The organism is Streptomyces sp. BJ20, from assembly GCF_022869105.1.
In the GTDB taxonomy this organism is placed as follows: Bacteria; Actinomycetota; Actinomycetes; order Streptomycetales; family Streptomycetaceae; genus Streptomyces; species Streptomyces griseoincarnatus.
Genome location: NZ_CP094918.1, coordinates 6418327 through 6439844 on the forward strand (window position 1 = coordinate 6418327; position 21518 = coordinate 6439844).

A 21518-nucleotide genomic window follows, 5' to 3' on the forward strand; every position below is an offset into this window, starting at 1 on the left:
TTGCGAGATCGATTTACTCAGCAACGACCTACACCAATAATGTATAGGCGATGTGAATGCGGGGGCGTTGATCTGGGTCGCACCATGCCTGCCCAACAGGCGGACGATGAACGAGAGCGGGGGGCGGTCGATCATATGACCGACGATTTCGATGGTATGTACGAGACGTTCCAGGCGCTGCTGGAAACGTTTCCCCCTTCGGAGGCCGTGAAGCGGCTGGAACTGCTCGGCGTGGAACAACACGTCGTCGAGGAGATCCGCCGGCGCCACGAGGAACGCACGATCCGCATCAAGGAGCTCGAGGAGCCCCACGCAGTGGTCCTGGGCAACCGGGACACCTGGTACACGGGCCCCCAGGCCAAGGACAAGTGCTGGCCCGCGATCGTGAACCTGCTCCGCAAGGACGGCTGGCCGGAGAAGCCCGCCATCCAGGATCTCGACGACTCGTCCACCCGGATCGTCTCCTTGCTCAACCACCCGAAGGAAAAGGCCTTTTCCACGCGCGGCCTGGTGGTCGGGTACGTGCAGTCCGGCAAGACCACGAACTTCACCTCGGTCATGGCAAAAGCGGCCGACCGTGGTTACAAGCTCTTCATCGTGCTGGCCGGCATCCACAACGGGCTCCGCCGCCAGACGCAGGCCCGACTGGTGCAACAACTCATTGACCCCAACCCCTCGATGTGGTCGCAGCTCACTGGTCTGGACAAGGACTTCACACCGCACGAGAACCCCGCGAGCTACTTCGGCAAGAGCAACAAGACCCGCGTCCTGTGCGTGGTGAAGAAGAACGCGACGGTGCTGCGCAAGCTCTCGCAGTGGCTGGCCAAGGCGTCCGACTACCTGGAGGACTGTCCGGCGCTGATCATCGACGACGAGGCCGACCAGGCGACGGTGGCGACCAAGTCCATCAACCCGCTGATCCTCAGCATCATGGGCAGCCTGCCGCGCTCCGCCTACGTCGGTTACACGGCCTCGCCGTTCGCCAACCTGTTGATCGATCCCGCCGCCGAGGACCTGTATCCCCGCGACTTCGTCGTCAACCTGCCCAAGCCCAAGGGGCACTTCGGCACCGAGGTGCTGTTCGGCCGGTACGCGCTGGACGGCGAGGACAAGGACGACGTCGACGACGGCCACGACATGATCCGCTCGGTGCCGCAGGACGACGTGCCGTGCGTCCGCCCCGAGACGAAGGCCGACGTCGAAGGCTTCGAGCCCGTGATCACGGACACCCTCGAGCGGGCCATCGACTACTTCTGGTTGGTCACCGCCGCCCGCAGGGTCCGTGGCACCGGCAACCCGCACAGCACGATGCTCATCCACACGAGCGTCAACACGGCAGTGCACAACAGCTTCAAGCGGCCGTTGGAGCACCTCAGACGGAGGAGGGCCGAGTCGCTCGCCGACGCCGACGTGCTGAGGCGGCTGCGCGCGCTGTGGGACGAGGAGACCGCTCGCGTCCCCGCCGAGGAGTTCGGCGAGACCAAGGTGCCGTTCGACTCGCTGCTGCCCGAGCTGCCCGGCGTGCTCGGCAGCTGCCGGGTCATCATGGACAACTCCAGCAGCGAGGACCGCCTGGATTACGAGAACGGCCCGGTGGTCGCGATCGCCGTGGGCGGCAACACCCTGTCGCGTGGTCTGACGCTGGAGGGCCTGTCCGTCAGCTACTTCGTGCGGGCGGTCTCCGCCTACGACACGCTCCTGCAGATGGGGCGCTGGTTCGGGTTCCGCAACGGCTACGCCGACCTGCCCAGGATCTGGATGACCGACGAACTGGCCGAGTGGTTCCGCCACCTGGCGACGGTCGAGACCGAGATGCGGCGGGACATCGACGTCTACATGACGGAGTCCGAGACCCCCTTGACCTTCGCGGTCCGGCTGCGCACCCACCCGTCGCTGCGCGTCACGGCGGCCGCCAAGATGCGCTCGGCGGTCACGGCCGCGTCCTCCTACGGTGGCCGGCGCGTGCAGACCCACTACTTCCGCACCGATGCCGACTGGCTGCGCGGCAACATCGACGCCGCCCGCAAGCTGGTCGGGGCTTCGATCGCGAACGCCGTGCGGGTGGAGGACCGGTCGGCCGATGGGCGCTACGTGTTCCGTGACGTGCCCTTCGACGTGGTGACCGACTTCCTGGCGGAGTACAAGTTTCACGAGAAGTCGCCCGAGAACGACGGCGAACTCATGACCGCGTACATCCGCAAGCGCATCTCCGCGGCCGGTTCGCTGCGCCGTTGGAACGTGGCCGTCGTCGGCAACCCCAAGGGTGAGCCCTTCGAGTTCGCGCCGAACGTGGCTGTCGGGCGGGGTGTCCGAGCCCGCCTGGCCGACACGTTGGGTCCCGAGCACGCCGACATCAAGACCCTGATGAGCCGTCGTGACGCCGGGGTCGACCTGACGGGCGACGTGTCGAAGTTGAAGGAGGAGGAAATCATGAAGCTGCGGGAGGCGCAGCTTCCGGACACCGGTCTCCTCATCCTGTACCCCATCGACAAGACGTCCGCGCCCAACCCTCCCAAGCCGACGCGTCGCCCTCTGAACGCCGAGGAACACGTCATCGGTGTCGGTCTCGTCTTCCCCAAAGTCTTCGGCGGGGACAGCACCGTGGAGAAGTACATCTCGGCCGACCTCTCCGGCGTCAGCATCGAGGACGAGGACCTCAGCCTCCTGGAGAGCGAGGAGGCGTGAGCGAGCCCGCATGGAGCAAGCTCGTCGAGGAGCACTGGACGGCACTGGAGGCGAAGCCCACCACGGGCGAGCACCGCCTCCGTGTGTCCCACCTCCCGGTGACCACGGGCGAAGGGCCGATTGCGGCGGCCGTCGACCACGAGGGCCACCACCATCTCCTGGTACCGGTGAACAGCCGCACCAAGGTTCGCTCCGGTCTCGACGGCCCGGTGCTGCGCCTCCACAAGCGCCCGTTGGAGGACGAGGAGACCTACCAGACGTACGCGGACCTGGCCTGTCTCCGGGACGACTTCGAGGACCTGTTCACCAAGCTGTGTGCCGATGTGCTGTCCACGGTGGGCGAGGCGCCCGACCACCCCGTCAAGGGGCTGTATCGCGTCCTCGACCGTTGGAAGGCGTTGTTCCAGACTCAGGGCCCCGCTCTGGGGCCCGAGCAGCTCGCGGGCCTGTTCGGCGAACTCCTGGTCCTCGAGCGGCTGTTGGAACGCGATCCGGGCGCCCATCGCATATGGTTCGGCCCGAAGGGTCACCGTCACGACTTCTCGACGGGTCTCGATGCCGTCGAGGTCAAGACGGCGGTGGAACCCGCCGGTCGCAGGCCCCGAATACACGGACTGGACCAGTTGGAGCCTCCGCAGGACGGCAGTCTTCACCTGGTGTGGGTCGCACTGCACCGGATGGCAGCGTCGGGGGGCGGTACCGGCTTCGTGGAACTGGTCGAGCGCACGCTGCGGCACTGCGACGACGAGAGCACCCTGCTCGGTCTGCTGTCCGAGGTCGGCTACCGCCACTTCGAGGCCGACCGCTACCGGGACGTCCGTTTCGCCGTCGGGGAGGAGACGTGGTTCCGCGTCCTCCCTGGATTCCCCGGACTGACCGGCGGCGCGCTCACCGCGGCCGGCCTGCCGGTCTCCGTCGTGGACGTCGAGTACACCATCGACCTCACGGGAGAGGTCCCCGGCACGCTGACACCCGACGAGGTGTCGCGTGCCGTCGAGCGCATCACTCAGGAGTCCGACTGATGGAAGTCTCGTGGTACTCCCAGCCCTACCCGCCCGAGGGGGCCAGCGCCGCCGAGGGCATCCGTAACCAGCTGGGTCGTCCGGAACTCGACCTGTTGACCATCCTTGTCCGGGAGTCGGCGCAGAACAGTTGGGACGCCCGCCTGCCCGACTCCTCGGCACCGGTCGACTACGGCATCGACATGTGGACGGTCGACCCCGCGCATGCCGGAGCGTGGCGGACGCTCCTCCCGGCCGGAGCCCCCACGAACCCCGACCACTTCCCGCTGCGCACCACGCTGAGGCATCCCGTCATCCGCGTGCTCGCCGTCTCCGACCGCGGAACCCGTGGCCTGGGAGGCCCGACGCGCGCCAACGACGCGGTCGGTGCGGACCGGGACTTCGTGTCGTTCATCCGCAACATCGGCGAGCCCCGGGACAGGGCCCTGGGCGGTGGCACGTACGGCTTCGGCAAGGGCATCTTCTACCTGCTCTCCAGGTCCGGCTCCGTGCTGGTGCACTCCCGCTGCCGCACCTCCGACGGGGGTTACGAGACCCGTCTCATCGGGTGCACGCTCTGGAAGAGCTACGTGGCCACCGAACACGCAGGGGACCGTCGTTACACGGGCCGCCACTGGTGGGGCGACACCTCAGGTGACGTGGTGGAGCCCCTCGTGGGGACGGCGGCCGACGCCGTCGCCCAGCGGTTGGGTCTGCGGCCGTTCGGGCCGCAGGAGACCGGGACGACCGTGGTCGTGATCGACCCGAATCTCGACGAGTTCGAGCAGCCGACGAACGCGGCCGAGTACCTGGCCGAGACGATCGCCTGGCACCTCTGGCCCAAGATGATCTCGACGGACGGCAAGCCTCCCGCCATGCGGTTCTCCGTCACGTGCGACGGCGTCCCGTACGAGGTGCCGGACCCCCGCAGCACGCCTCCGCTGCACATGTTCGTCAAGGCGTACGAGGTGATGAAGGGCGAACAGGGTCGTGACCTCGCCTGTCGAAACCCGAAGAAGCACCTGGGGCGACTCGGCCTGGACAAGCGCATCATGCCGGCGCTCGAACGCTCGCGTGCCAAGGAGCTCCTCGGCATCGAGGACATCGTTCACCACGTGTGTCTGATGCGCCCCGCGGAGCTCGTCGTCACCTATCGTCCGGGGCCCAAGCCGCCCAGCATCCACCAGGGATACGCGGGTGTCTTCCGGGCCGACGAGTCCATGGACGAGGTCTACGCCAAGGCCGAACCGCCCACGCATGACGCCTGGAACTCCCAGTCGTTGGAGCGACCGGAAAGTACGTACGTCCACACCACGTTCACCCGCATCGGTGAGGCGCTGAACGGGTTGCTGTCCCTCAACGGGAATGCCGGCCAGGGCGCCAGCAGCGTGGCCCTGGGAGCCGCCAGCTCGTACTTCTCCGGCCTCGTAGGCGGAGCATGGGGCATCGGTGGAGCCACCGACTACTCCAAGCCCGGCAGCACCGTGACCCGGTCGGCAGACGTCGACGACGACACCGACGGACGCGGGCGGCGGACCACGAAGAAGAGCAAGGCCTCCGGAGGGTCGACCGTCGGCGGCGGGAACGGTGGCGACGCCGGTGCGCCGCACGGCGCGGGCGACTCCACGCCCCGCCGGCGCCCCCGGGTGCAGTACGTCGGTGAGCCCTACTACGAGGACCACGGGGAGAACACCCTGCTGGTGCAGGATTTCCGCCTGCCGGTGGCCGGTCCGCAGCGCGTACGGAGTGACCTGGCGGTCACGTTGCCGGGAACAGGTGGACGCGAGACCGACCCGCCCCTCGGGGCGACCATGCCCGTGCTCATCGGCTGGCAGGACGAGTCGGGGCGCCTGTACGACGGCGATCCCTGTGTCGTGGAGGGGAGCGACGCCTTGTGGCGCGCGCTTGTCCGTCCCGCCCCCGACACCATGACCGAGATCGGCATCAAGGTGGAGGCGGTGAAGGAGCCGTGAGCCGCCGTGTCCTTCCCTACCGCGTCCCGACGGAGGACGTCGTCTCGGCCGAGTCCTGGCGACTCGTCGTCGAGGACGGCGAGGTGCCGTTGCCGGAGGCCATGCCGGACTGGGACTACCAACTGGATCTGTCCCTGCGCCGCACCGTTCGCGTCGATCTGGAACGCGCACGGCGGCAGTCGGGACTGCCCGACGACGCACCGCTCGTGCTGTCGGCGGTCTGGACGGCGACCGGTTCGAACCTGAGCGGTCCGGCCGAGCAGATCCCGATGCCCGCGAACGCCACCGGCGTCGCCGAGTTCGACTTCCGGCTGCGGGGCGCCGACCTAGGGGGTCTCCTCCTCCTGGACACGGCTCTGCTACTCGCCGAACGCAGGACCGACGCCCGCCCCTCCACCCCTCGCAGGGCGGGATCGGTGCTGTGGAGCGACCGGCAGACCCTGCGACTCCAGGGTGACGCGCCGCAGTTCCCCATGGCCGTCATCGACTTCGCGCGGACGTCGTTCCCCGACGACGCCGCCTGGCACCTGCAGATCAGCGGCGGCCTCGACAGCGCGACCATGGGTTCCCTGTTGCTTCTCGTCAACGAGCGCAACAGCGCCACGGCCAGTGCTTTCCAGAAGGCGTCGAAACCCGGCCCCGTGGACCGGATCGTGCTGTCCGCCGTCTACGCGGACGCGGCACGCACCATGGTCGAGCACGCGCTCAACCAGGACGACTTCATCGAGGACACCGACTTCGCCGAGGGATCGCTGGGCGCCACCCTCCTGAACCTCGTGGAGCAGCTCTTCCCAGGACAGTCGATCACCGACATCCGACTGCGCCGACAGCAGTCCCCCGCCCTGTTCGCCTCCGACCTGCAGGCGGCAGTGAAGATCTTCAAGGTGTAGACATGGGCTTCCTTTATCCTCGGCTGCTTGCGGACCAGGCGAAGCCGCTGTTCCACGAGTACCGCGAGCTGACAGTCACCGAACTGGCCGCCCGCGTCGACGTGACGCACGAAACGGCCGTTTACGTGGCCACGGGAGGGGACCGGGTTACCGAGTCCCGTCTGAAGGAACTACGGGAGGGCGTTCTCGACCTCGCGCGACGGGCAGGCTTCCCCGACGACTCCGACCGTGCCCGCAACGCCGAGTTCGACCTCAAGTTGGCCGCGTTCCTGCACTCCGAGGCGGGTATGGTGCCGGCCGAGGCCGCCGCCCGGGACGTGTGGGCGTTCCTCGCCCTGGTCCTCATGCCGGACGTGGCCTTCTGGCGATACCCGCAACCGCCCAAGGACCGGGTGCTCGGCACGGACCTGACGCGTCACGTCTTCGGTCGGCTCTGGTGGCGGGCCCAGTTGGTGCGTTCTCCCGAGGAGGAGGAGCCGTACCACGCCCTGCGGATCCTGGGCGAGGCCGCGTTCGACCAGATCTACGCCCGTCGTGCGGCGTTGGGCGGGAGCCCTCACCTGGTGCGAGCCGTCCTGCGCGTCTGGGACGAGTTGGATCTGAACGGGCTCAACGAACGCGAGACGCTACGTGACTTCCTGAAGCGCCTGCTCCGCCTCGCGCCCTTCGTCCTGTTCGACGGCATCGGAGAACGGGCTCTCGACGACGAGTTGCGTGCCGTGGCCCGGGAAGCGGTTGACGCCCAACGTGCCACTCCGTCAACGGCCCCGACGCCCGCACCCTCGACTCCCGAGAAGCAGATCGGCGAGGCGAAGACGTCCACCGTCGTCGAGGCCGCCCCGCAGCCCGGGCTCGCGGCGGAGCCGGTCGACCGACGCTTCACGTCGGTCGAAATCTGCGCCGGGGCCGGGGGCCAGGCCCTGGGACTGGAGGCCGCCGACTTCGACCCGGTCGCACTGATCGACAGCAAGTCCGACGCCTGTTCCACCCTCATCCGGAACCGCCCCCAGTGGCAGACCATCTGCATCGATCTGGCGGAGTTCCAGCCGGACGAGCGCCCCGACGTGATGAACGTCGATCTCCTCAGCGGCGGACTGCCCCGCGTGAAGTCGGTGGCGACCCTCTCCCGCCCCGAGGACGCCGAGGAACGCCGGGTTCTGCGCGTGGCGATCGATCTCGCCTGGCGAATCGGACCGCGCGCCGTCCTTTTCGAGAACGTGCCTGAACTCGTCGAAGGACAGGAATTCGAGTCGGACCGGTACTGGATCGAGACCACACTGGCCCAGATCGGTCTGCGGTGCAGTTGGAAGGTGCTGAACGCGTCCGACTTCGGGGTACCTCAAAATCGGAGAAGCGGTTTCCTCGTCGCAATGCGGGAGCCCTGGTTCGGTGCCTTCTCATGGCCCGAGCCGAGCGGGTCCCAGGCTCCCAGCGTGGGTCAGGTCCTTGGGCCCTCGATGGCGTCCCGGGGCTGGTCGGGCGCCGAGACGTGGGCCAGGAACGCCGACCGGATCGCCCCTGCGCTCGTCGGCGGCTCCGACCGGCGCGGTGGGGCCGACCTCGGTCCCACGGGCAGCAAGAAGGCCTGGGCGACGCTCGGAGTGAACGGCAACAGCCTGGGCGACGAGCCGCCCGGCGCCGACTTCTCTCCGGAGGAGATGCCCAAATTGACCGTGGAACAGGCTGCCCTCATCCAGTCCTTCCCCACCCAGTGGACATTCGTCGGCGGCAAGACCTCCCGCTACCGCCAGATCGGCCACGCCATGCCCCCGCCCCTCGCGACTGCTGTGGGCCGCAGCATCGCGAAAGCTCTCCGCAGCTAGGATCCATCCATGCGCACGCCCCGTCCGGACACCCCCGAGCCCATCACCGTCGTTGATCTTTTCAGCGGCTGCGGGGGTTTCACGCAGGGCTTCCACGAGTTCCGCCCCACGCACGCCGGCGACGTCGGCCCCGTCTTCCACAGCGTCGCCGCGGTGGAGCACAACAAGGCCGCTGCGGCCACGTACGCGGTGAACTTCGGCAAGCTCCGCCCCGATGACCAGCTCCCGCCGGCTCACGTGCACGTCGGGGACATCGAAGAGTGGGATCCCACTCCTGAGGCTCTCGGAGCGGAGGTCGTGGTCGGAGGGCCGCCGTGTCAGGGTTTCTCGGCCCTGAACCGCGCGAAGAAGGGCAGCGAGCGTAATCGCCTGTGGGAGGAATACGTACGCATCGTCGCCAAGGTGCGTCCTCAGGTCTTCGTCATCGAGAACGTCGACCGCTTCGTCAGGTCGGACGAGTTCAGGAGCCTGCTCCGGGAGGTCGGGCCCAAGGGCAAGCTGGCCGACTACCGCCTCGTGGACCCTCTCGGACACCAGCCGACCGACGACGCCGAGACCAGCGCGAAGCGGTATCTGCTGAATTCCGCTGACTACGGGGCACGTCAGGCGCGACGCAGGGCCATCGTCATCGGTGTCCACAAGGATGCGGGCGTCGGACGGACCATGGCCTACCCGGAGCCGACTCACGTCCGGCGACCGAAGCGCTCTGTGGCCGACGCCACCGCCTCACTGCTGGACGGCATCGAGACCTCGGTCACCTTCTGGAACACCGTGGACGAGGTCTTCGCCGAGTCCGCCCGTCGTGAGCTGCGTGGCACGGAACTGCCCGAGGGCATGGAAGTCGTTCCGGAGATCAACACCGAGAAGCCCGGAATCTTCACGACGGAGGATCTGCACTTCGGCCGGAATCCAGCGCTGCTCTCCCGGGCCCGGTACAAGGCCATTCCACCGCGAGGAAACCGGAAGGATCTCCGGGGCAAGTACTTCGTGCAGGACGACTCCGGGGAAATCCTCATCCTCACGGAGGATGAAGCCGCCGCGTACGAAGATCCTCAGTACCTGTCCACGAATAGCTGGGACAGCCACAACTCCGGCACCGGAGACGTCATGGGACGCCTCCGCCGCGGTGAGCCCTCCGTCACCATCAGAACCGAGTTCTACAAGCCGGAGAAGGGGCGCTACCTGCACCCGGAGTTGAATCGCCCCATCACCCACTTCGAAGCCGCGCGCATCCAAGGTTTCCCGGTCGACTTCCGCTGGTGTGGCACGAAGACGGAAATCGCCACGCAGATCGGGAACGCGGTGCCGATTCCACTCGGCAAGGCGATAGCGTCCGCCATCTACGCATTCTTGCGCGGCTGACCGACCGCGCCGGGGCGTCCGCGTTCAGGGCGACAAAGGAAGACCCGCGCCTTCGAGGCGACTCTGCGCGCAGTCCAGCACACGGTCAACGTCACCGCCGTGGGCGCGGAGCCGGTGCAGGAGGTCCGTGACCATGTCGATCACGGACTCCTCCTCGACCCGCCGCCGCACCCTCCCGGACTCGCGGTCGTACGAGCACGCCGGCGGCTTCAAGGTCGCGTAGACGCCCAGCAGGGCATCGGCGCGTTCCACCGACGGCTCCCCGTCCGGCGCGGCCGATGCCGTTGAGGCCCCCACCGCGAACTCGCACCACGTCACCTTGTGGTCGTCGTACACCTGCACGCCCCAGCGGTCGGCCAGCGCGGCCACGAGCGCCATCCCCCGTCCGCCCTCCGCGTCGGCCTCGGCGTCCACAAGGGTGGGCAACGCCCGTGAGTCCGGGTCGTACACCTCGACGCGCAGTCGCTCACCGTCCGTCGACAGCGCGAGCGAGGCCGGAGTGCCGGCGCCGACGTGCGTGACGATGTTGGAGACGAGCTCACTGACGCAGAGCTGCACCGTGTCGACCTGGTCGTCGAGACCCCATGCCGTCAGATGGATCCCCACGGCGCGGCGCAAGCGCGCGACCTCCTCGGGGTGCGCGGTGAAGGCCACGTCCCACGACCTTCGCCTCACCCGGTGTCCATGGATTACGACGTCTTCTCCCATCACGTGTGTACGCGACTGTGCCGGAGGGTGACCGTCGATCACTCTCCGTCGCTCCGTGACTCCAGAATGGGCGGATCCCATCCCGCCGTGCAATGTGCACGGCGGGATTCCCACTTCCGTGTGATTGGCACGCGGCGCTCTTGGCAGCAGACTGAACTCTCGCTACGCACCGCAGGGTTCGAGGGGAACGTCATGGCCGGTTCACCGACGGCACGCCGTCGGCGTCTGTCGATCGAGCTGAAGAAGCTCCGGGAGAAGAGCGCACTGACCTGCGCCCAGGTCGGCCAGGCGCTGGACTGGAGCGGTTCCAAGGTCAACCGCATGGAGACGGGCAGCGGGCGGGTCCAACCCTCGGACGTCGACGCGCTGTGCCGCTTCTACGACACGAGCGACGAGCTGCGCGAGTTCCTCAAGTCCCTGGCGCGCGAGGCGAAGACGCGCGGGTGGTGGCAGGTGCACGGGGCGGGCGTGCCCGAGTGGTTCAACATCTACATCGGTCTGGAGCAGGACGCCTCCATGCTCCGCCAGTACCAGTGCGAAGTGCTGCCGGGCCTGATGCAGACCGAGGCGTACGCCCGCGAACTCCACACGACCGGCGCCCACATGTCGGCCGAGGACATCGACCGGGCCGTGCGAGTACGACTCGAACGGCAGGACATGCTGACGCGTCCCGACGCGCCCGAGGCCTGGTTCGTCGTGAACGAGGGGGCCGTGCGCAACGTCATCGGGGACCGGGAGGTCATGCGGGACCAACTCGAAAAGGTCCTGGAGGCGGCCGACCTGCCGAGCGTGACCCTCCAGATTCTCCCCTTCGACTCGGGCACGTATCCCGCGACAGGCTCCTTCACCATGCTCGGCTTCCCTGCCCCGGAGGACCCGGACCTGGTGTACCGGGACGGCATCACGGACGCGGTCTACCTGGAGGGCGAGCATCATGTCCGTGAGTACACGCGGGCGTTCGACGGCCTGCGTGCGGCGGCCCTCAGTCCGCAGCGGTCCGCCCGGCTCGTCCAGTCCGTCGTGAAGGAGTACTCGAAGTGACCACCGCAGCGCAGCCGACCGACCGCGCACTCGCCTGGCACACGTCCTCGTACAGCAATGGTGCGGGCGGTGAGTGTGTGGAGTGCGCGATCACCTCGACACGCGCTCATGTGAGGGACACCAAGACGGTCGACGGGCCCGTGGTCACCGTGGCGAACCCCGCCTGGGTCGCGTTCCTCCGGGCGCTCAAGAGGGGGTGAACACGACGCTTCTCCGGAAGGCGCCGGCGTTCGGAAGCAGGGGAGTGCCTACCCCCCTGCACCCCCCTCCCCCTCCCACTCCCCCGCCAGCAACCCCAGCACCACCTCGTCCATGAACTCCCCCAGCACCCACGCCGACGAGCGCAGCACCCCCTCCCGTACGAAGCCGTTGCGTTCCGCCGCGCGGATCATGCTCTCGTTGTCCGCGAGGGTTTCGATCTGGAGGCGTTGCAGGCCGCGCACGGCGAAGCCGTAGTAGCAGAGGGCCGCGACGACGTCCGTGCCGTAGCCCTTGCCGCGGGCGGCGGGGAGCAGGCCGATGCCGATGTGGGCGTTGCGGTTGTGGGTGTCGATGCCCCACAGGTTCGCCGTGCCGATGAGGGTGTCGCCCTCGAGCTCCACCACGGAGAAGGACGCCAGGTTCTCCGGTTGGTTGTCGAAGGCGAGTTGCGGGTCGTTCGCCGTGACCGGCCGCCAGGGACGGCCCTCGGCGCGCGCGGCGTTGACCACGTCGTTGTAGAGCTCGGCCCGCAGGACCGGTATGTCGTCCTCGTGCCGCGCCCGAAGGCCGACCCTGGTTCCCTTCAGCATGCCGCCGTTCCTATCTCCGCGCGCCGACCGGCGGCAAACGATTAACGATTAAGGCGTGCCGCACGCGCCCCGCTGGGCGTCACGGATTCCAGGTCATGGTGGCGTAGACCCTGTCGAAGCGCCCCGCGGCCAGGTCCTGCCGGGAGATCGACCAGGAGTAGAGGGCCATCTCCAGACCGTCGAGCCCGTGTATCCACTGGGCGAGGCACACCCAGTCCTCGGGACGTACGTCCGTGTCGGGCGCGGGCAGCTCGCCGCGGGCCACCGCACGTGCCGCCTCCCGCCCGGCCGCCACGCTGGGATCCTCCTCCCCGTACTCGTCCTCGGCGTATCCACCCAGCTGAAGCCCGAGGCCGACGCCCTCGCCCGGCATCTCCATCCATACCTCGATCAGTTCGCTCGCATACGGATGTTCCGGGTGAGGCTCGCAGCCCAAAAGGGCTCCGGACGCGGGGACCGAAGTGAAGTAAGGCAGGGAGACGTCGGTACTCAGACGGAGCAGCCCTTCCGGGAAATCCGTTTCGTACGGGTAGTTTCTCCATTCCGGGTCAAGGTCCGCAGGGCGTTCCTCGACGGGTGTGCCTGCGGGAATGTGGAGGGCGGTGCCCAGGTTCCCCTCCCCGATCCGGTCGGGGTCGGGGTCGGCGAAGAGCAGGAGGTGGCCGTCGACGGGCAGGTCGAGGTCGGTCGCTCCGGCGGGCAGCGCGGCCAGGTCGACGGTGGCGGCGAGCTTGCACCACGGGTCGGGGGCGTCCGGGGGAAGCATGAGGGGCCCGCCGAGCCGGCCCACCACCGGCCCGCCACCCTTGGTGCCAAGGAAGGCGCAGGGTCGGGCGAGGTCCGTCCACCGGGCGATGTCGTCCGGGGGGATGCCCTCTGTCAGAGCTCTCTCACGGAACTCACGCAGTAGGTCCGGCGTTTCGGGGGGCATGGGGAGTCTCCTCGCGGTCAGGTGGGTTCGACAAGGGGGTGTCGCTCCGGGTGAGCGGCGGACCGTGGACGGTCAGGGGTGCAGCGTGACGGTCACGCCGCGTGCCCTGAGGTCGGTCACCGCGAAATCGGGGACCCCCGAGGGCGAGATCGCGTTCCGCTCGGCCAGGTGGACGTGTGACAGCGCCGGCATGTCGAGCAGGGGCCGGAGATCCGTCAGGGACCGGCAGTGCCGCAGGTCGAGTTCTGCCAGGCGGGGCGAAGCGGTGAACAGGGTGATGTCCCTCAACGCGGCCCAGCTCGGGCCGGCCACGGTGAGGGAGCTGAGCCGTTCCACCGGTATGCCCTCGGCCGCAGGGCAGTTCTTCAGGTAGCGCACGGTCAGTTCACGCAGACCGGGGCAGTCCTGCAGGGCGCCGAGCGACTCCAACTCCTCCATGTAGAGCAGGGTCAGTGTGGACAACGGAGATCCGGACAGATCGCCGAGGTCGCAGACGGCGGAGCCGTTGATCATCAAGGTGCGCAGAGCGGGCAGGCGGCCGAGTCCCCTGAGGTCGGCCAGCGTGGAGCAACCGGTCAGCGTCAGCTCCCGCAAGGCCGGCAGCTCGCCCAGACCCTCCGTGGTGCGCAGGAGCGGACTGCCGTGGATGCCGAGCTTCACCAGCCGCGGGTGGCCGCCCAGCCCTTCGAGCGTCGTCAGCTCATCGCAGTTGTCGAGTTCCAGGGACCGGAGTCCGGGAAGAGCCGCGAACGGCGAGAGATCGACACGGTGGCCGCCGCTCAGCTGGAGGTGTGCGAGGCGCGGTAGTCCGGCGAGTCCGTCCAGGTCCGTGAGAGACCCGCAGTGTCGGAGATCCAGGGATTCCAGAGCGGCCAGTGCTTCGCCCCACACGCGGAGGGAACGCACCTTGGTCCGGATCAGCCTCAGGTGACGCAGGCCGCTGAGGTTCAGCAAGGGATCGAAGTCTTGGACGGCGTCGCACCAACTCAGATCCAGGCGGGTGAGCCGGGTGAGCCGGCCGATCGGGGTGAGGTCCTCCACGCTCGTGCAGCCACCCAGATCGAGGTCCGTGAGACGGGTGAGTTCACCGACCTCGGTGAGGTCGGTGAGCCCGTCACACCGGTGGAGGTCGAGCTTCTCGAGCATCGTGAGATGCCGCAGCCCCCGCAGGGAGGAGGCGTACGGCAGGCGCAGTTCCGTCCTGCCCTCCTGACGGAAGGCGGGAGCGAGCAGGTGCTCGGCGAAACCGTCCGGGTCAGGGTGCGTCCTCCACAGACGGACGAGGAACTTGGACGCGTGGGGATCCAGATGGATGAACCGGGCGGCCAGTTTCAGGGCGTGGTGTCCGCCGTCACCCGCTGCGGACAGGGCGACGAGTGCCCTGACGGCCTTGCGCGCACGGTACGCCGGAGCCTCGAAGGTCTCGCAGAAACCGAACGGGTCTCCGTCGGCCCTCGCCCACAGGAGGAGCAGTTCCTCGGTGGAGCAGTCGGACGCTTCGCTGTACCGCACGGCCAGGTGCAACGTCGCGTCGCCGCCGCCGGACGCTGCCGGCAGCATGAGTTCCCTGACCGCCTCACCTGCCTCGGCGGGACTCGCGGTCCCGAGGTCCTCCCTCAACTGCCTTATTCGTAAAGCCGTGTTGTCGTCCGGTGTGCCGTCGGCGGGCACACCGGGGGGAGTCGGTTGTGTCATGGGAGGACTGTAGGGGCCAGGTGTGACAGGCGGGTCCGCCGAGGGCGCGGTGGAGGCCCTCGGTCAGGGTGCCCAGGCGGCGGAGGCCGGTGCGTCCGGTGGCCGTGCGTGCTGTTGCGCGGCGGCCGTCAGAGGGTGCGGACCGGGCGGGCCGGGTTGCCGACCGCCACGACGTTCGCCGGGACGTCCTTGGTGACGACCGCGCCCGCGCCGATGACCGAGTTGTCGCCGATGGTCACGCCGGGGCAGACGATCGCGCCGCCGCCGATCCACACGTTGTCCCCGATGGTGATGGGCCGCGCCGCCTCCAGCTTGTCGCGGCGCGGCTGCGGCTCCACCGGGTGGGTGGGCGTGAGGAGTTGGACGTTCGGGCCGATCTGGCAGTCCTCGCCGATGGTGATGGCGGCGACGTCCAGCGCGGTGAGGTGGTAGTTGACGAAGGTGCGGGCGCCGACGGTGATGTTGCTGCCGTAGTCGACGAAGAGCGGCGGGCGGATCTCGACGTCCTCGCCGACCGAGCCGAGGAGTTCGGTCAGGACCGCCTTCGCCTGGTCCCGATCCTCCAGGTACGCGGCCTGGTAGCGGGCGGCGAGCCGCATGGCGCGCTCCAGCCGGCGGCCGATCTCCGGGTCGTCGGCGATGTACAGGTCACCCGCGAGCATCCGCTCCAGGTTCGTGCGCGGATCGCCCGCGAAGTAGTCCGTCGACATGCGTACGACCGTACGCTCACGAGTGCCGGGAGTGTACGGAGCGTGCCCTCCGTCGCGCGGCGAGCGCACCCGTGCCCGAGGGGCGCGAGGGCGCTCGCCGGTGAGGAAGGGGAACTACGGCGCGCCCGTCACGCCGCCGGTGTCAGCTCCGCCCTGCCGAACAGGAGGGCGTAGCCGGGCGGGAGCTGGTTCAGGATGCGCGTCACCAGCTCGTCGCCGACCAGCGGCGGCAGAACGCTGAGGACGGAGCTGACGTCCCAGCGGGCCGTCGCCGGGGTGGCGCCCTCGATACGGGCCGCCACCGAGTCGACGAACTCGGCCGCCGTCAACGGGCGGGTCGCCGGGATCTGCGAGGCGACCACCCGCGCCGCCTCCTCGGGCAGGGCGCGGGCCAGGTCGACGCGTTCGTCCCCGACGACGTGGCCGCCCAGGGCGGACAGGACGATGCGGGTGACGCTCTCCGCCTCCGACCGCGTCGGGTACTGCCCCGCCTGCCGCACGGCGTCGACGAGTTCGCGCCAGGCGGGGTCCTGCGCCGGGCGTGGCTCGGGCGCCGGGGTGATGTCGCCTCCCGGCTGCGGGATCGCGGGCTTCTGCGGCGTCAGCGTGGTCATCCGAAGCTCCTCTCCTGCTGCGGTATTCGGTTCTGAACGGGGTCCGGTGTCTGAAGGGGGTCCGGTGTCGCGTCGCCCGCCGGGGGCGTACGGCGCGTGGACGCGTCCCGCGGGAGGGGGATCCGCGGGACGCGTGGAAGGGGCGGGCGGGTGTCAGCCGGCGATCTGCTTGCGGCTGTCGCCGCCCGTGATCTGGATGCGGCGCGGCTTCGCCGCCTCGGCCACCGGGATGCGCAGGGTCAGGACACCCGCGTCGTACGTGGCGTCGATGCGCTCGGTGTCCAGGGTGTCGCCGAGGAAGAGCTGCCGGCTGAAGTGACCGGTCGGACGCTCGGCGACCACCAGGTCCGCGCCCTCGGGGGCCGGCGCACGGCGCTCTGCGCGGACGTTCAGGACGTTGCGCTCGACGTCGAGCTCGATGGACTCCGGGTCGATGCCGGGGATGTCGAAGTGGACGATGAAATCGTCCCCTGCCCGATAGGCGTCCATCGGCATCACCGAGGTGCGGGTGGCCTGGCCGAAGGCCTGCCGCGTGAGGCGGTCGAACTCGGCGAACGGGTCGGTACGCATGAGCATCACAGTCCACTCCTTTCCATGAAGCCGCTTGTGCGATGCCCTACGGATCACTTCCTTATATAACCCACCCGCTGGAAAGTTGACAACCTCCGACTCAGTTTCGCGCGGACAGCCGCTCCGGGGCTGGTGAGAGGGGGCGCCGCCGGGCGCGTTAGCCTCGGAGGTCCGTGGTTTTCCGCGCCCCTCGCGGGCGCAGTGGCAGGAGGCAGCAGGCATGGCGAAGGTTCCCAGTTCGGTCGTGGCCGCGAGCGGGCTCGTCGGCGGGTACGGCGTGGCCCGCTGGACCCGTAAGCGGCAGCTCGGCGGGGTCGTGCTCGCCGCCGCCGGGGTCGCCGCCGCCCAGCAGTGGCGCGAGCGGGCGGGCGGCACGGCGGCCGGTGTGCTGTCGGCGGCGTACGTGGCCGCCTTCGCCGGGTCGCACCCGCTGGCGAAGAAGGTCGGCGCCTGGCCGGCCGTGTTCGGGGTGGCCGGCGCGGTCGCCCTCGCGTCCTGGGCGGTGGCCGACCGGCGGGGCTGAGAGCCTCCGCCGGCCGTACCCCGTTGAAGCGCCCGTCAGGAGCCCGTCCCTCAGGAACGGGCCGCCGCCTGCTGCGGTTCGGCCGCCGACAGCGGCGTCGCGATGTCCTCCAGGGACCGCCGCTCCGCGTTCACCGCGAGAATCGCCGCCACGACGCCCGCAGCGACCATCAGCCCCGCGCCGATCTGGAACGCGAGCACCGTGTCGCCGACCACGCCGGTGCTGGTCAGCTCGGCGAAGAGCAGCGGGCCGCTGATGCCGCCGGCGGCGGTGCCGATCGCGTAGAAGAAAGCGATGGACATGGCCCGGGTCTCCATCGGGAAGATCTCGGAGACCGTGAGGTAGGCGCTGGAGGCGCCGGCGGAGGCGAAGAACAGCACCACGCACCAGCACGCCGTCATCGTCGCCGCGGTGAGCGAACCGCGGTCGAACAGCCACGCCGTGCCGAACAGCAGCGCGCCCGACAGCACGTAGGTGCCGGAGATCATGACGCGGCGGCCGACGGTGTCGAACAGCTTGCCCAGCAGCAGCGGGCCGAGGAAGTTGCCGGCCGCGATGACCGCGAAGTAGTAGCCGGTGTTCCCGGACGGCACGTCGAAGAACTGCGTGAGGATCGCGCCGAAGCCGAACGTGATCGCGTTGTAGAGGAACGCCTGCCCGATGAACAGGGCGAAGCCGAGGGTGGAGCGCCTGCGGTAGCGGGCGAAGACGGTCCGGGCGATCTCCGTGAAGGTGGTGCGGGTGCGCTGGTGGATCGTCATCTCGTCCGCGGCGGCCGGCAGTTCCTTGCCCTCCTCCGCCGTGACGCGCTCCTCGATGGAGCCGACGATGCGCTCGGCCTCGTCGTCCCGGCCGTGGATCAGCAGCCAGCGGGGACTCTCCGGGACGTGCCGCCGTACGAGGAGGATCACCAGGGCCAGGACCGCGCCCAGCGCGAAGGTGAGGCGCCAGCCGACGTCCGCCGGGAAGATCGAGGTGTTCAGGGCGACGATGGACAGCAGCGCGCCGCCGACCGCGCCCAGCCAGTAGCTGCCGTTGATCAGCAGGTCCACGCGGCCCCGGTACTTCGCCGGGATCAGCTCGTCGATCGCGGAGTTGATGGCCGCGTACTCGCCGCCGATGCCGAAGCCGGTGAGGAAGCGGAAGAGGAAGAACCACCAGGTGTCGAAGGACAGCGCGGTCAGGGCCGTCGCGCCCAGGTAGACGGCCAGGGTGATCAGGAACAGCTTCTTGCGGCCGTAGATGTCGGTCAGCCGGCCCCAGAAGAGGGCGCCGGTGCAGGCGCCGGTGACGTAGAGGGCGGCGGCGATGCCGGTGACCTCGCCGGAGGTGATGGGCAGTCCGCTGCCGGGCTCGGACAGACGGGCCGCGATGTTCCCGACGATGGTGACTTCCATCCCGTCGAGGATCCACACCGTGCCCAGGCCGATGACGATGGACCAGTGCCAGCGGGACCACGGCAGGCGGTCCAGGCGGGCGGGGATTCTGGTGGTGATGGTGCGTCCGGTCCCGGACTGCGCGGTGGCCATGGGCTCCCTCCTCGACGAAGTGAACCTCGTGTGCCCCGTGCCCGCCGCTTTCACGCCCGGGGCGGTCCCCGGCGGGTGCGGCCCTACGGTCCGGCGGCCGGGCTACGCCCCCAACGCCCGCGACACCGTGTAGATCACCAGGCCCGCGAGCGAGCCGACCACCGTGCCGTTGATGCGGATGAACTGCAGGTCTCGGCCGATGTTGGCCTCGATCTTCTTCGTCGTGTGCTCCGCGTCCCAGCTCGCCACCGTGTCCGTGATCAGGAGGGTGATCTCCTTGCGGTAGGTGGTCACCACGTACACCGCGGCGCTCTCCAGCCAGGTGTCGACCTTGCCCTGGAGCTTCAGGTCGAGCGACATCCGGGCGCCCAGCGACAGCAGCGACGCCCGCAGCCGCAGCCGCAGCTCGCTGCGCTCGTCCTCCGCCGCCGAGACGATCATGCCCCGTACGGCCGTCCAGGCGGACGCGATCAGGTCCTGCACCTCGCTGCGGCCCAGGATGTCGCCCTTGAGGCGCTCCACACGGGCGCGGGTGTCGGTGTCGGACTGGAGGTCGGTCGCGAAGTCGGTGAGGAAGCGGTCCAGGGCGCCGCGCGCGGGGTGGCTCGGCATGTCCCGCATCTCGGTGACGAACCGCAGCAGCTCCTTGTAGACGCGCTCGCCGACCTTGCGGTCCACGAACTTGGGCGTCCAGCCGGGGGCACCGCCGTGCACCGCGTCCATCACGGCGTCGCTGTGCAGCACGAGCCAGTCGTGGGCGCGGGAGACGACGACGTCCACCGCGCGTTTGTGGGCGCCGTCGGCGACGATCCGCTCCAGCATCTTGCCCATGCCGGGCGCGATCTCCTGGGCGTTGGCCCGGCGGGTGATCGCCTCGCCGACGACCGCCTGCACGTCGGAGTCGCGCAGCACGGTCAGCGCGCCGCGCAGGGCCGCCGACGCCTCGGCGGTGACCCGGTCGGCGTGCTCGGGGACGGCGAGCCAGGCGCCGAGCCGGCCGCCGATGCCGACGGCGCGCAGCCGTCTGCGGACGACGTCCTCGGAGAGGAAGTTCTCCCCGACGAAGTCGCCGAGGGCGGTGCCGAGCTGGTCCTTCTTGGTGGGGATGATCGCCGTGTGCGGGATGGGCAGGCCCAGCGGGTGCCGGAAGAGCGCGGTGACGGCGAACCAGTCGGCCAGCGCGCCCACCATGCCCGCCTCCGCCGCCGCGGCCACGTAGCCCGCCCAGGCGCCGGCGCCCTGGTGGGACGCCCACTTGGCGAGGACGTAGACGAGGGCGACGAACAGCAGCAGGCCCGTCGCGGTCATCTTCATCCGGCGCACCCCGCGCCGCTTCTCCTCGTCCGCGGCGCTGAACGTCGTCATCGCGCGGTTCGTGGCGGCACCCGCGCCGGGCCGCTGCCCGGCGGCGGTCCCGTCCTCGGTCTCCGCCGTCTCAGTCCGTTCCATCCGCTCCACCCGTTCGGTGATCCCTCACACATTGTCCCTGCCTGACCGACTCCTGGAACGGAACAGGAGTTCCCGGCGTCTGTCCGTGGGGGGATTGTCCAGGGACGTCACCTAGGGGTACCCCGGGCGCGGCCCGGACACCCCGGGCCGCACGGAAGCACCACCCGAAGGCCCGGCCGGGGGCGGCCCCGGGGGCCGCCCGGATGATCTCCGGCCGCGTCCCGCACCCGGCCGCCCCCGCCCTGGCCCACGATGGTGCGACGGACGGAGCCGCCCGCGGCTCCCGCCTTGCGAGGAGAACAGCACAGCATGACCCGGCGCCGCGACGGCATCCGGCGGCCCGCCCCCGCCGGCCACCAGCCTCCCGCCCGACGGGGGCGGCCCACCCCGCCGGAGCCCCTCACCGTGCCGAACCCGCCCGAGGGCACGGGGACCTCCCCCGAAGCAGACCCGTCCGGGGGCACGGAGCCTCCCACCCGACGGGGGCGGCCCACCCCGCCGGAGCCCCTCACCGTGCCGAACCCGCCCGAGGGCACGGGGACCTCCCCCGAAGCAGACCCGTCCAGGGGCGCGGAGCCTCCAGCCCGGCACGGGAGACCCTCAGGGCAGGGCCTCTTCGGCGCTGTGCCCGCCGAAACCCTCCGGCAGCCCCCCGGACAGACCCCGCCCGCCGCCGCGACCCCCTCCCCCGGCGCGGAGCCTCCCGCCCGACGGGGGCGGCCCACCCCGCCGGAGCCCTTCACCGTGCCGAGCCCGCCCGAAGGCACAGGGACCTCCCCCGAAGCAGACCCGTCCGGGGACGCGGGGCCTCCCACCCGGCACGGGACACCCGCAGGGCAGGGCCTCTTCGGCGCTGTACGCGCCGAAACTCGCCGTCAGCCCGCCGGACAGACCCCTCCCGCCGCCGCGACCCCCTCCCCCGGCGCGGAGCCTCCCGCCCGACGGGGGCGACCCACCCAACCGGAGCCCTTCACCGTGCCGGACCCGCCGGAAGGCACAGGGACCTCCCCCGAAGCAGACCCGTCCGGGGACGCGGGGCCTCCCACCCGGCACGGGACACCCGCAAGGCAGGGCCTCTTCGGCGCGGAGCCCGCCGAAACCCTCCGGCAGCCCCCCGGACAGACCCCGCCCGCCGCCGCGACCCCCTCCCCCGGCGCGGAGCCCTCCGCCCCGGGCGGGTGGCCCACCGAAACCCCGCAGCGGCCGGACGGACGGGCGCACCC

At 69.9% G+C, this 21518-nt stretch carries 18 protein-coding genes; 9 read left to right on the forward strand and 9 right to left on the reverse strand.

Features of this window, described 5'->3' with window-relative positions:
• The first annotated feature begins 156 nt into the window (after positions 1-156).
• The 6 genes from MTR79_RS28935 to MTR79_RS28965 are packed head-to-tail and all read left to right on the forward strand — an operon-like array spanning position 157 to position 9734.
• Positions 157-2685 carry a Z1 domain-containing protein gene (locus MTR79_RS28935; protein ID WP_244792319.1) on the forward strand — a complete coding sequence of 843 codons (2529 nt, stop codon included), beginning with the start codon at positions 157-159 and terminating at the stop codon, positions 2683-2685.
• The gene (locus tag MTR79_RS28940; protein WP_244792321.1) at positions 2682-3707 is read left to right on the forward strand and encodes a PD-(D/E)XK motif protein; all 1026 of its coding nucleotides are present in this window, start codon (positions 2682-2684) and stop codon (positions 3705-3707) included. Before MTR79_RS28935 ends, MTR79_RS28940 begins: the two co-directional genes overlap by 4 nt.
• Complete coding sequence (locus MTR79_RS28945) at positions 3707-5659, forward strand: hypothetical protein (RefSeq protein ID WP_244792323.1); 1953 nt, start codon at positions 3707-3709, stop codon at positions 5657-5659. Before MTR79_RS28940 ends, MTR79_RS28945 begins: the two co-directional genes overlap by 1 nt.
• Positions 5656-6549 (forward strand): hypothetical protein, encoded by an 894-nt coding sequence (locus MTR79_RS28950; RefSeq protein ID WP_244792325.1) that lies wholly within the window; start codon positions 5656-5658, stop codon positions 6547-6549. Before MTR79_RS28945 ends, MTR79_RS28950 begins: the two co-directional genes overlap by 4 nt.
• Before the next feature lie 2 nt (positions 6550-6551).
• Positions 6552-8372, forward strand: coding sequence for a DUF6339 family protein (locus MTR79_RS33725; protein WP_348538738.1), 1821 nt, complete (start codon positions 6552-6554; stop codon positions 8370-8372).
• Between the two features lie 9 nt (positions 8373-8381).
• Complete coding sequence (locus MTR79_RS28965) at positions 8382-9734, forward strand: DNA cytosine methyltransferase (RefSeq protein ID WP_244792327.1); 1353 nt, start codon at positions 8382-8384, stop codon at positions 9732-9734.
• A 24-nt stretch (positions 9735-9758) separates the two neighbouring features.
• Here MTR79_RS28965 and MTR79_RS28970 read toward each other — a convergent pair whose 3' ends face one another.
• Positions 9759-10388: an ATP-binding protein gene (locus tag MTR79_RS28970; RefSeq protein ID WP_244792329.1), complete on the reverse strand. Its 630-nt coding sequence runs from the start codon at positions 10386-10388 to the stop codon at positions 9759-9761.
• A gap of 246 nt (positions 10389-10634) precedes the next feature.
• On the opposite strand from MTR79_RS28970, the gene MTR79_RS28975 reads away from it, so the two are divergent.
• Positions 10635-11483 carry a helix-turn-helix transcriptional regulator gene (locus tag MTR79_RS28975; protein ID WP_244792331.1) on the forward strand — a complete coding sequence of 283 codons (849 nt, stop codon included), beginning with the start codon at positions 10635-10637 and terminating at the stop codon, positions 11481-11483.
• Positions 11480-11683, forward strand: coding sequence for a DUF397 domain-containing protein (locus MTR79_RS28980; protein ID WP_244792333.1), 204 nt, complete (start codon positions 11480-11482; stop codon positions 11681-11683). The genes MTR79_RS28975 and MTR79_RS28980 overlap by 4 nt, the downstream gene beginning before the upstream one ends.
• A 48-nt stretch (positions 11684-11731) precedes the next feature.
• Here the strand turns inward: MTR79_RS28980 and MTR79_RS28985 are convergent, their stop codons facing one another.
• The 6 genes from MTR79_RS28985 to MTR79_RS29010 form a co-directional block, all read right to left on the reverse strand.
• Positions 11732-12274, reverse strand: a complete 543-nt coding sequence (locus tag MTR79_RS28985; RefSeq protein ID WP_244792335.1) for a GNAT family protein — start codon at positions 12272-12274, stop codon at positions 11732-11734.
• 79 nt (positions 12275-12353) lie between these two features.
• Positions 12354-13205, reverse strand: a complete 852-nt coding sequence (locus MTR79_RS28990; RefSeq protein WP_244792337.1) for a DUF1963 domain-containing protein — start codon at positions 13203-13205, stop codon at positions 12354-12356.
• Between the two features lie 72 nt (positions 13206-13277).
• The gene (locus tag MTR79_RS28995; RefSeq protein WP_244792338.1) at positions 13278-14765 is read right to left on the reverse strand and encodes a hypothetical protein; all 1488 of its coding nucleotides are present in this window, start codon (positions 14763-14765) and stop codon (positions 13278-13280) included.
• A gap of 263 nt (positions 14766-15028) precedes the next feature.
• Positions 15029-15610 (reverse strand): sugar O-acetyltransferase, encoded by a 582-nt coding sequence (locus tag MTR79_RS29000; protein ID WP_244792340.1) that lies wholly within the window; start codon positions 15608-15610, stop codon positions 15029-15031.
• Positions 15611-15738: 128 nt separating this feature from the next.
• On the reverse strand, positions 15739-16224 hold the full coding sequence (locus tag MTR79_RS29005; RefSeq protein WP_086705345.1) for a DUF2267 domain-containing protein: 486 nt from the start codon (positions 16222-16224) through the stop codon (positions 15739-15741).
• Positions 16225-16377: 153 nt separating this feature from the next.
• A complete protein-coding gene (locus MTR79_RS29010) occupies positions 16378-16800 on the reverse strand; it encodes an Hsp20/alpha crystallin family protein (RefSeq protein WP_189365232.1) in 423 nt (140 codons plus the stop codon).
• A 214-nt stretch (positions 16801-17014) separates the two neighbouring features.
• Between MTR79_RS29010 and MTR79_RS29015 the strand changes: the two genes are divergently transcribed.
• Positions 17015-17317, forward strand: a complete 303-nt coding sequence (locus MTR79_RS29015) for a hypothetical protein (protein ID WP_086705343.1) — start codon at positions 17015-17017, stop codon at positions 17315-17317.
• 50 nt (positions 17318-17367) lie between these two features.
• On the opposite strand, the gene MTR79_RS29020 is transcribed toward MTR79_RS29015, so the two are convergent.
• Together MTR79_RS29020 and MTR79_RS29025 are read right to left on the reverse strand one after the other, a co-directional pair.
• Positions 17368-18846 (reverse strand): MFS transporter, encoded by a 1479-nt coding sequence (locus tag MTR79_RS29020; protein ID WP_189365230.1) that lies wholly within the window; start codon positions 18844-18846, stop codon positions 17368-17370.
• Positions 18847-18948: 102 nt separating this feature from the next.
• Positions 18949-20295, reverse strand: coding sequence for a DUF445 domain-containing protein (locus tag MTR79_RS29025; RefSeq protein ID WP_244792342.1), 1347 nt, complete (start codon positions 20293-20295; stop codon positions 18949-18951).
• Positions 20296-21518: the final 1223 nt, after the last annotated feature.